We start from the raw sequence: 11,326 nt of genomic DNA, 5'->3' as shown, positions 1-11,326 counted from the left end.
TGTCATCGCGCATTTCGTGCAGCGGAAAACGTTTAGATTCCGCGATAGTGGAAATAGATTTCGCACCAAAACGTGAATCGAGTAGTTCTGACCTTAAATCCGTTACTTGCTTCTTATCCATTTCAAACTCCTTAAAATGATTGGATCGCATTAAAAAAAGTAGGATTTATCGATAAAGTAAGCAAGCGTAATGGCTTTGGTTTTAAATAACAAAATCCTAACCGATTTTTGATTTTCGGAATAAGTACTGTGTATTTTTCATAATTAATTACAATGAGATACAACAGTTTCCGATAATGGGTATTGAGTTATATGTTGTTATTTTTCTGTGATTTTCCTACGCAACATGATTATCACATAAAAATCAGCCAGTAAAATATCATTATTCGCCCTCATTAATTTATGAAAGCGGTGGATAATATTGTCAAATAACAAAGGTTATTACTGGAATCTCAGCCAACCATGTTAACGAGTGATTTTTATTTCTACAGCCATAGTCCAGTATAGATGTGCGCAGATAATAACGATGCGGAAAATTAAGTAATATCTATAAGATATTTCCTGGTCGAAGATCACATGACTATAAATGAGGATTGACATACCACCGAAGGCTTATTGACTTATTTTAGCTGTAATGCACCCCATCTACGGAAGGCCAGTTGCGATTACTAAATAATAACTACGCAACCGTAATTTAGTCAGCATCCAATAGAACTTACCCCTTTATATTAACTCTTGCACAAAAAGCTAAATTCATATTTACAAACAAAAATATAATCCCGGCCCTGTCACCAGACGAGTAATTGCAACCACTGAATGTTCAGGGTGGCGATGCGCTTTCTTTCATAAAGGTATTTCCTTTTCTGCGGAAAAGGAAACCGGGAAATATCCGGTTTTTCTGACAAGCAAACGTTTTTATATGCGTTTGCTTATGTTCGTTAATTCGTTCATCAGGAAATTATCTCAATGTCACGTTTTAAAAAAGCTAATAAACAACCACGCTTTCGTTATTCAGCCCTGGCTCACTGCGTGGCGTGGGCAAACATCTCTATTCAGGTTCTTTTTCCACTGGCTGTCACCTTTACGCCGACAATGACGGCGCGAGCGGCTCTGCCTCGTCTAAGTACGGAAAATACTGCGGTTGCTACTGACAATAATGCAGAAAAAAATATCGCGTCGTTTGCCGCGAATGCCGGTAAATTTTTAAGCAGTCAGCCGGATAGCGATGCGACACGCAATTTTGTTACCGGAATGGCCACAGCTAAGGCTACCCAGGAAATCCAGGAGTGGCTTGGAAAATATGGTACGGCGCGTGTCAAATTGAATGCCGATAAAGATTTCTCGCTGAAAGACTCTTCGCTGGAAATGCTTTATCCGATTTATGATACGCCTTCAGATATGCTGTTCACTCAGGGGGCAATACATCGTACCGACGATCGTACTCAGTCAAATATTGGTTTCGGCTGGCGTCATTTTTCAGGCAATGACTGGATGGCGGGGCTGAACACATTTATCGATCATGATTTATCCCGTAGTCATACCCGTATTGGCGTTGGTGCGGAATACTGGCGTGATTATCTGAAACTGAGTGCCAATGGTTATATCCGGGCTTCTGGCTGGAAAAAATCGCCAGATATTGAAGATTATCAAGAGCGTCCGGCTAATGGTTGGGATATCCGCGCAGAGGGATATTTACCGGCCTGGCCGCAGCTTGGCGCAAGCCTGATGTATGAACAATATTATGGCGATGAGGTAGGGCTGTTTGGTAAAGATAAGCGCCAGAAAGACCCACATGCCATTTCCGCCGAGGTGAACTATACGCCAGTGCCTCTTCTGACACTGAGTGCAGAGCACAAGCAGGGCAAGAGCGGTCAGAATGACACTCGCTTTGGTCTGGAAGTTAACTACCGGTTTGGCGAGCCTCTGGAGAAACAACTCGATACGGATAGCATTCGCGAGCGTCGGGTACTCGCAGGCAGCCGTTATGATCTGGTTGAACGTAATAACAACATTGTTCTTGAGTATCGCAAAGCTGAGGTGATCCGTATTGCTCTGCCTGATCGTATTGAAGGTAAGGGTGGACAGACGGTTTCGCTTGGTCTTGTAGTCAGCAAAGCAACTCACGGTCTGAAAAATGTGCAATGGGAAGCGCCGTCCTTGCTGGCCGCAGGCGGTAAAATTACCGGTCAGGGTAACCAGTGGCAAGTGACGCTCCCGGCTTATCAGGCAGGCAAAAACAATTATTACGCAATTTCTGCGGTCGCATACGATAACAAAGGCAATGCCTCAAAACGCGTACAGACTGAGGTGGTTATCACCGGGGCAGGTATGAGCGCCGATCGCACTACGTTAACGCTTGACGGTCAGAGCCGTATCCAAATGCTTGCTAACGGGAGTGCGCAAAAGCCGCTGGTTCTGTCTCTGCGAGACGCCGAAGGGCAGCCAATCACGGGTATGAAAGATCAGATCAAAACTGAACTGACGTTTAAACCTGCCGGAAACATCGTAACGCGTGGCATTAAGTCTGCTAAATCACAGGCACAACCAACTCTGGGGGAGATCACCGAAACAGAAGCTGGGGTGTACCAGTCGGTCTTCACCACCGGTACGCAATCAGGTGAAGCAACCATTACGGTGAGCGTTGATGGCATGAGCAAAACCGTCACTGCTGAACTGCGTGCCACTATGATGGATGTGACAAAATCGACTCTGAGTGTGAATGAGCCGTCAGGTGACGTGGTTGCCAATGGTCAGCAATCCTACACGTTGACGCTTACTGCCGTGGATACCGATGGCAACCCTGTGACGGGAGAAGCCAGCCGCCTGCGATTTGTTCCACAGGACAGCAATGGCGTTACCATTGGCAGCATTTCGGAGACAAACCCAGGTGTTTACAGCGCCACGGTTTCTTCGACCCGTGCCGGAAACATTGTTGTGCGTGCTTTTAGCGAGCAGTATCAGTTGGGAACGTTACAACAAACGCTGAAGTTTGTCGCCGGACCGCTTGATACAGCGCATTCAACCATCACCCTGAACCCGGATAAACCGGTAGTTGGTGGCACGCTTACAGCTATCTGGGCAGCAAAAGATGCCTATGACAACCCGGTGACCGGTCTCACTCCAGATACACCGTCATTAACGGGGACTGCCGCTGCGGGTTCTTCAGTTTCAGGCTGGACGGATAATGGCGATGGGACGTGGACTGCGCAGATTTCTCTGGGTACTACGGCGGGTGAATTAATTGTTATGCCGAAGCTCAACGGCCAGGATGCAGCAGCTAATGCGGCTAAAGTGACCGTGGTAGCTGATGCTTTATCTTCAGGCCAGTCGAAAGTATCCGTTGCATCGGATCGCGTAAAAGCAGGGGAAAGCACGACTGTGACGTTTGTGGCAAAAGATGCGCATGGTAACGCAATCAGCGGTCTTTCCCTGTCGACAAGCCTGACGGGAGCTGCGTCTGAAGGGGCGAACGTTTCCAGCTGGAGCGAGCAAGGCGATGGTTCCTATGTCGCTACGCTGACCACCGGCGGAAAGACAGGTGATCTTCGCATTATGCCGTTATTCAACGGTCAGCCAGCTGCCACCGACGCTGCGCAGTTGACTGTCGTCGCGGGGGATCAGGCAGTTTCTACTTCAACGCTGACAGTAAAAGATGCCAATCTTGCTATTGAAAGCACGACGGAACTGACTTTCTCCGCCAGAGACCAGTTTGGAAACGCGCTTACTGATATCGACACCGCTAAACTTGGCGCATCGCTTTCCGGTGACGCCGCGTCTGGTAGTTCGGTCACAGGCTGGAGCCATAAAGGCAACGGCGAATACACGGCTGTTCTGCGTTCGGGAACGCGGGCAGGCGCGCTGAACATTATGCCGCAGATCGATGGCAAAAACGCTACAGCACAGGCAACTCCGGTTAACGTTAAAGCGGGGGCTATTGCGGTTGACCACTCGGAAATGACCGTATCAAAAACGTCGATTACCGCAGGCGAAAGCATCACGCTGACGCTGACTGTGAAGGATAAATTCGGCAACGCAATCACCGGTATTACACCGGAAACACCGCAATTTGGTGGTGATGCATACAACGTCAACCAGCAGCGTCCATCCGTCAGTCAGTGGACGGAGAAGGGCAATGGAACCTATACGGCGATGCTGACTGCTGGCGCAACGGGAGTTGGTGAGCTAACCATCATGCCGCGCGTTGATGGCGCTGATGCTCTGAAGCAGGCGGTTTCTGTCACCATCGCCGCCGGGGAGATGTCGTTAGTGAACTCCACGCTTGTTGCAGATAATGAAGCCCCGATGATCAAAACGACGACACAATTGACCTTCACGGCGAAGGATGCGAACGGTAACCCTGTAAGTGGTCTGAAACCTGATGCTCCAGAATTTAGTGGCGTAGCCAGCACAGGGACGGAACAACCTTCGGCAGGAGCCTGGACGGAACAAAGCAATGGCACCTATGTTACGACGTTAACCACAGGCTCTGCAGCCGGTCAACTGGTTATCTGGCCTCGAGTGAATGGCAAAGATGCTGCTTCGAAACCGCTACTGCTGAACGTTGTGGGTAACGCTTCTGAGGCTAACATTCACGATATTTCAGTGAATGTTGATAACCAACTGGCTGATGGACAGTCCGCCAACAAGGTTACCCTGACCGTAACGGATTCCTATGGTAACCCGTTGCAGGATCAAACGGTAACACTGACTCTGCCTGAGGGAGTGAGCAGCAAGACGGGGAATACGGTAACAACGAATGCGGCAGGTAAAGCCGATATTGAGCTGATGTCCACCGTTGCCGGGGAACACACAATTACGGCCTCGGTGAATAAAAATCAGAAGACTGCCACGGTGAAGTTCAAAGCGGATGCCAAAACCGGTCAGGCAAGCCTTCAGGTTGATACTGCCGCTCAAAAAGCAGCAAACGGCAAAGATGCCTTTACGCTGACGGCAACTGTTGAGGATAAAAACGGCAACCCTGTTCCCGGAACTATGGTCGCCTTTAATCTGCCTCGGGGCGTCACACCGCTTAATGACGAGAGTACCTGGGTGAAGACCAGCGATGAAGGTAAAGCCGAGCTGCGAGTCGTTTCTGTGACTGCGGGAACGTATGCAATCACCGCAACGGCAGGAAATGACCAGATGTCGGATGCGCAGAGCATCACGTTTGTTGCTGACAAGGCTACGGCAACCATCTCGAGTATTGAGGTGATTGGCAACCGCGCACTGGCAGATGGTAAAGCCAAACAGACTTATAAAGTTACGGTTACTGATGCCAATAACAACCTTGTGCAAGGTAGTGAAGTGACGCTGACCGCCAGCCCGACAACGTTAGATCTGGAGCCGAACGGGACTGCAACAACTAATGAGCAAGGGCAGGCTGTATTCACCGCTTCTACCACTAAAGCGGCGATATATACGCTAACTGCGAAAGTGAATCGGACCGACGGTCAGGTATCGACGAAAACTGCCGAATCCAGATTCGTTGCGGATGATAAAAATGCAGTACTTGCTGCATCATCTGATGTAAAAGAACTGGTAGCAGACGGAGTGGCGACCGCAACGCTGGATGTTACTCTAATGTCGGCTGGCAACCCTGTTGGGGGAAATATGTGGGTCGACATTAAGGCTCCGGAAGGCGTGACGGAGAATGATTACCAGTTCTTGCCGTCGAAAGCTGACCATTTCGTGAACGGGAAAATCACGCGTAAATTCAGTACCACTAAGCCAGGGGAATATACATTTACATTCAACACTCTGACGTATGGTGGGTACGAAATACAGCCTGTGACGGTGACTATTAACGCCGTGGAAGCTAATACTGAAGAGGGTGAGGAGGCAGTAAAATAATTTTCCCCGGAATGAAAAATTCGCTGTAATAAAGAATAATGGCGTCGACATTCTCAACGCCATTATTCCACTAAATACCTACCCTGATACTGATTAGACGGTAGCAGGGTAGGGTAATCCTCAATGTGACACCGATACAAACTAAGCTGGGCGAACGGGGATGAAAATTTCGCAAACAACATAATTGCTATCCTTTTCTACGAAAGTTTTATCGTAGTAAAATCGCTCAATATCACTGCCGTTGACTCTGACTAACCCCCTCGCTGGCAGTTCTATCAGATAGAGGTTCCGCACCCAGTTCGCGTAGTGCTCCCAATCTCCTTCATAGCGGAAAGATGCATAAAGCCCTCCAGCCGTTATCCATTCCTTTGGCATGTCTGTATCCGCATGGTTGCATACAGTACCGGCGAAAGTTTCAACTGTGAGCAAATCTACCGATTTTGTTGATGGTGTATACGCTGAGACGTAATAGATATCCATCTTCAAATTTTGAAGACACCGGGATAAATGATTACGGCGCAGTTTTGCTTCTTCATCTGGTGGCGTATTAGACAGCTCAATATCATATTTAAATGCATTGCCAAAAATACGTGTTTCAGGAAGATGGACTAATGTGCAATCGGTCTTTTGATGTTGACGCGTTAATAACGGGGGTAAAATATTTGTTAGATCCCAAAAATCACGGTGCCGATAGTCTCTGGGAGAACATCCAAACAATTTTTTAAATTCACGACTGAATGACTGCTGTGAATCAAAATGCAAAGAGAGCGCAATATCAAGCATTGATTTGGCAGTAAGTCTGACAAGAATGGCTGCCCGACAAAGTCTTCGTTTGCGGATGTATGCGCCCAGGGGCATGTGCATGTAGTTTCTAAACAGAAGTTGAATATTGCGTCTGCTGTAGCCAGATTTCTGTGCAATATCTTCGATTGAGATAGGGTGATCGAGATTGCACTCAATCCACTCCAGGAGCTGCTGTAAAATCTTCTGCCTGATCATAACATTCTCCATTTATCTTTAGTCACTTTGCACATTTTCCTGGCGACAATGGCTTTGAGTATATCAAAAACAGAAATGCCCGAGGCAAAACGATTGATAGTGCCTGTCGGGTAATGGGGAGGGAGCATGTACATTAAAGCTATGAGGTCGGTACGGTGGTCAGGTGTATGTTGATATCTTGTATTTAACATAATATACATTATGCGCACCTAGATTGTAACGACAATATTCTAATGTCACTTTGGGGGCTGCGGATGTTTTCCTGGACCCACTCGGTCAAATAGACATGTCCGCGCTACAGTCTCACCACAGCGATCATTGCTTTCAAAGGATGAGACTCATGACGGCATACGGAACTGAGTTTTTCTCAATGACCGATGTTAATCGACTCAGGATCTTGCAGGACGTGTTTGGTTCCACACAGGCTTCGCGCCCCTAACATTAAACAGTCAAGGATCGACGCGCTTGTACTGGTGAGCTCATTCAGCAACATTGTGCGTCCATCCGTTGAACTCACAGCGAAAAGCAACCCTGGCAACTTTAGCGAGATTTGGATATTTTTACTTAACTCTTCTGACAAAGGTTATGGCAATGGTCTTAATCAGGACTCCTGAATTAAAAGATATACCATCTCTACAAAAGCTCTTTCTGCAATTGGGTTATCAGACAGATGTAGAACGCTTAGAAAATCATATTAACCAGAAGCATCCCAGTCTTAGCATTTTGGTTGCTGAAACAGAAAAGGAACTCTGCGGGGTTATTGTGATGAATTTTATCACCCCTGTACATGAAAACGGCTTGTGGGCATTAATTTCTGCTCTGGTCATAGATGAATCGTCGCGAGGCACAGGGATCGGACAGAAGCTTCTCATTGCCTCTGAAAAAATCGCACTGGATCAGGGATGTTCTCAGATTGAACTTTCAAGCAGTGAACGTCGAGTCAGAGCACACAAGTTTTATGAAAGCAACGGTTACCAGGAAGTGAGGAAGCGTTTTGTTAAGCATCTCGCAGACATGCCCATTGTTAAATAACTCTCCCGCGAGGTTTGCAATGTCTGATCCTGATTCCGTGCGCAAGCTGATTATTATGACCACTTCGTAAGTTGTGCCACCTGGTGTATATCACCTGACTTGATGTACACCAGGTATTCTACAGCAGTAAATCCAGTTCTTCAGGGTCAAGCCCCCTTCCCCATAATTGTATTTCTTTTCAATTTAATTGCATTCCTCAGTTCGAGGTTGAATTTAGCCTCGTCAATAAGTTTGTCCTTAAGCTCCTGTGCAATTCGCTTTAATTCCGTAAACGCAAGCGGCTTTTGCCCATGTAAGAATTGAACACCAGAACGTTCATAATACTTATCAATATGTTTTAACCTGTATTTTGCTAATTTTCTTATTTCACCTATAGAGCCCTGTTGTCCATTGTCTATTAGTCGGTTGATTGTATACTCAACAAACTCTTTTTTATCTTTTCCGAAATAACTCAAGACCAACGGAAGTAAAAAGCTTTGCATACAGATATCATATGAGAAAACCATAGAAAAATCGGCACCTAAAAGATCACAAGCCCCATCGAAATCATTATATAAAAAGATATAACGGTAAAAATCTTTAAACCTGCTAATTATACTTGCGTCAGTAACTTTGTTTGCACCAATATAGCAGCCATAAGGACTTCCTTTTGCAAACTCTATATTTTCTGTTGATTTGAAACTGTCACATCCCGCGACAATGGCCAGTAGGTTGTTCATTGTATGTTTGTTTATCATTAAAAATAAATCATTCATCTCCCCCCAGGAGATATACTTTTTAATTCCAGGGAAAAACATCCCTTCCTCAGGTGAACCATGACACTCAAAATGCACTATAGGAATTAACCCTTTTTTTATGACTCCTTTTTCCAGTTCTTTAAAGAAAGAATTCAGCATGGGGATATTATGTATCTTAACAAAAACAATAGGAATTGGCACTTTCAGACTTGATATGGATTTAAATAGTTTTGAGGCGGTATTACTTTTAAGCGTTATATCATCTGGCTTATTATTGATTTTGATGTCACTCGGGGAATCAAGATCTTCATCACCTAAAACATCAATGATGTATAAAATGTTGAATGCAAATTTTCTCGTCATATTTTATATCTCTATATCCGATAGAGTTAGTGTCCCAAATGCCATGATTTTTGCACAAAAAACTCCTTCAAACCTGGCTCCTGCCCTAAGGATATCAAAAAAAAGCCACTGTGGAATTATTCCCTTCATGGATATTTAGCTGGCAAGTATTAAAATTAGATATTGAATATTCTGTATGTTAATAGATTCATATAAAATCAACAAAAAGCTTAATATATGGATTTTATTTGTTTTAAAGTGGTTGTAATTAAAATTTACGCTTGGCTACATTTGAGTTAATCACGTAGGCCACGTACAAAGCGCGTGTTCAATGGATTGATGACGTGAGGCGAATCCATCAGTTTTATCTACACTTGGGATAATGCGCTGACGGGAGTAAAAAAATGGCTGACTGGAACCCCTCTTTATATCTGCACTTCAACGCCGAACGGTCACGACCGGCGGTAGAACTGCTTGCCAGAGTCCCTCTGGAAAACGCCAGGGAAATAGCTGATCTTGGCTGTGGCCCAGGCAATAGCACCGCCCTGCTACATCAACGTTGGCCAACGGCTAAAATTACCGGCATTGATTCGTCTCCGGCGATGATTGCCGAAGCGCGCGCAATTTTACCAGAATGTCAGTTTGTGGAAGCAGACATCCGCAATTGGCAACCGAACCATGCACTCGATCTGATTTTTGCCAATGCCTCACTGCAATGGCTGCCCGAACACTATGAACTGTTTCCGCATCTGGTATCGTTACTCAATCCGCATGGCGTGCTGGCGGTGCAAATGCCGGACAACTGGCTGGAGCCGACGCATGTATTAATGCGCGAAGTCGCCTGGGAGCAGCATTATCCGGATCGTGGACGCGAACCGCTGGCAGGCGTTCATGCTTACTACGATATTCTGAGCGAAGCTGGATGTGAGGTTGATATCTGGCGAACCACCTACTATCACCAGATGCCGTCGCACCAGGCGATTATTGACTGGGTGACAGCCACCGGATTACGCCCATGGTTGCAGGATCTGACGGAGAGTGAGCAGCAGCATTTTCTTACGCGCTACCATCAGATGCTGGAAGAACAGTATCCACTGCAGGAGAACGGGCAGATACTGTTGGCATTTCCGCGTCTGTTTATTGTTGCCCGGCGCACGGAGTAATTATTACGTCAGCTGGTAATGGCGATCGGGAAGAATCTTCGGCGGAATTTCTGTTTCGTCGTTCATCTGTAACAGGTCAATTTCAATAGCGTTGCAGATGGCATCCAACGGTAAATCATTGTTTTCAGTACCGAACGGATCTTCCAGCTCTTCCGCCAGACAATCCAGCGAAATAAAGGTGTAGGAAATTAGCACAGAGATAAAAGGCGTCATGTAATGCAGATCCACCACAAGGGCGAATGGTAGCATGATGCAAAAAAGATAAACGGTGCGATGCAAAATCAGGGTGTAAGCAAAGGGAATTGGTGTATATGCAATACGCTCGCACCCTGCCAGTACCGCAGAAATATCATTAAGACGATCGTTCAGACTAATAAACAGAATGTCAGAAAGTAGCCCGTTCCGCCGCTGAACGGCTAACCACTCACCCATTATCAATAAAATACGGTTAGCTGGAGAGTTGGAAGCCAGTACTCGCTGAAGATCTCCAGTATTAAGATAATGTGCCAGCACTTCCGCCTGTGGCTGTTTGCGTAATGTCATGCGTAAACAGTGGGCGAAGGCGATTTGTAGCTGGGCAAACTCCTTTACACTTGCCGAATCAGGCAATGTCGTTTTTACCTCACGCAGTAACGACCGTGAGGCAATCATCAACTGCCCCCAAAGTTTGCGCGCTTCAACATAACGGGCGTACCCCGCGTTATTACGAAACCACAGAAAGATGGCGATAGCAACCCCGAGAATGCTGAACGGCGCGAGGGTAAATTTGATGCCCAAATGCGTATACCAGGGCAGCATGAAAATAACCGTGATAGAAAAGAGAAAGTTTAGTAGCAAGCGCGATGATATTTTGGATAATACTGAACCGTGCCAGACAAAAATACGGCGCAGCCAGTGTTGTTGTGGGCGAACAATCATGATTATCTTCAGGCGTGGAAAAGTCGCCCTATTAAACGTGATTGTGATCACATTCTCAAGTCCCTAATTACAAATTACCTACAAGACTACAACATTCACAGGTGCTATATTTAGCACCTGTTTATATTAAAGCATATAGGATGTTGTAACTAATTTAGGATACTAAGAAACCCGGTCGAAACCGGGTTCAGTGATTGTGCTGTTAATTGTCTGATACGCTACGCTTATCAGCGTCTACAACTAACTGAAACCATATAGTTAGTTGGTAAATCATGCTGGATGCGC

At 46.1% G+C, this 11,326-nt stretch carries 7 protein-coding genes; 3 read left to right on the top strand and 4 right to left on the bottom strand.

The genetic code is table 11. The features are described from left to right. The coding region (locus BEG40_RS22030) for a hypothetical protein (RefSeq protein WP_244498951.1) at positions 1-121 on the bottom strand (121 nt) is incomplete at its 3' end. A gap of 845 nt (positions 122-966) precedes the next feature. Here BEG40_RS22030 and BEG40_RS03095 point away from each other — a divergent pair. Beyond that, entirely contained in the window at positions 967-5,850 is a 4,884-nt protein-coding gene (locus BEG40_RS03095) for an invasin domain 3-containing protein (RefSeq protein WP_105284868.1), read from the top strand. Between the two features lie 141 nt (positions 5,851-5,991). Here BEG40_RS03095 and BEG40_RS03090 read toward each other — a convergent pair whose 3' ends face one another. Next, complete coding sequence (locus BEG40_RS03090) at positions 5,992-6,849, bottom strand: helix-turn-helix domain-containing protein (RefSeq protein ID WP_123058452.1); 858 nt, start codon at positions 6,847-6,849, stop codon at positions 5,992-5,994. 591 nt (positions 6,850-7,440) lie between these two features. Here BEG40_RS03090 and BEG40_RS03085 point away from each other — a divergent pair. After that, positions 7,441-7,881, top strand: a complete 441-nt coding sequence (locus BEG40_RS03085) for a GNAT family N-acetyltransferase (RefSeq protein WP_016158261.1) — start codon at positions 7,441-7,443, stop codon at positions 7,879-7,881. A gap of 146 nt (positions 7,882-8,027) precedes the next feature. Here the strand turns inward: BEG40_RS03085 and BEG40_RS03080 are convergent, their stop codons facing one another. Beyond that, a complete protein-coding gene (locus tag BEG40_RS03080) occupies positions 8,028-8,981 on the bottom strand; it encodes a hypothetical protein (protein ID WP_000197007.1) in 954 nt (317 codons plus the stop codon). Positions 8,982-9,364: 383 nt separating this feature from the next. Between BEG40_RS03080 and tam the strand changes: the two genes are divergently transcribed. After that, complete coding sequence (gene tam, locus BEG40_RS03075; protein ID WP_105284866.1) at positions 9,365-10,123, top strand: trans-aconitate 2-methyltransferase; 759 nt, start codon at positions 9,365-9,367, stop codon at positions 10,121-10,123. A 3-nt stretch (positions 10,124-10,126) separates the two neighbouring features. Here tam and BEG40_RS03070 read toward each other — a convergent pair whose 3' ends face one another. Beyond that, on the bottom strand, positions 10,127-11,041 hold the full coding sequence (locus BEG40_RS03070) for a bestrophin family protein (protein WP_105284865.1): 915 nt from the start codon (positions 11,039-11,041) through the stop codon (positions 10,127-10,129). Between the last annotated feature and the right edge of the window lie 285 nt (positions 11,042-11,326).

The organism is Escherichia sp. MOD1-EC5495 (assembly GCF_002965965.1).
Taxonomy (GTDB): domain Bacteria; phylum Pseudomonadota; class Gammaproteobacteria; order Enterobacterales; family Enterobacteriaceae; genus Escherichia; species Escherichia ruysiae.
The sequence above is the reverse complement of the archived record's forward strand: the minus strand, read 5'-3'. Positions and strand labels throughout refer to the sequence as shown.

Coding starts and splice junctions, on each gene's coding strand:
- tam (WP_105284866.1), top strand. CDS start 9,365: ATGGCTGACTGGAACCCCTCTTTATATCTGCACTTCAACGCCGAACGG.
- BEG40_RS03090 (WP_123058452.1), bottom strand. CDS start 6,849: ATGATCAGGCAGAAGATTTTACAGCAGCTCCTGGAGTGGATTGAGTGC.
- BEG40_RS03080 (WP_000197007.1), bottom strand. CDS start 8,981: ATGACGAGAAAATTTGCATTCAACATTTTATACATCATTGATGTTTTA.
- BEG40_RS03085 (WP_016158261.1), top strand. CDS start 7,441: ATGGTCTTAATCAGGACTCCTGAATTAAAAGATATACCATCTCTACAA.
- BEG40_RS03070 (WP_105284865.1), bottom strand. CDS start 11,041: ATGATTGTTCGCCCACAACAACACTGGCTGCGCCGTATTTTTGTCTGG.
- BEG40_RS03095 (WP_105284868.1), top strand. CDS start 967: ATGTCACGTTTTAAAAAAGCTAATAAACAACCACGCTTTCGTTATTCA.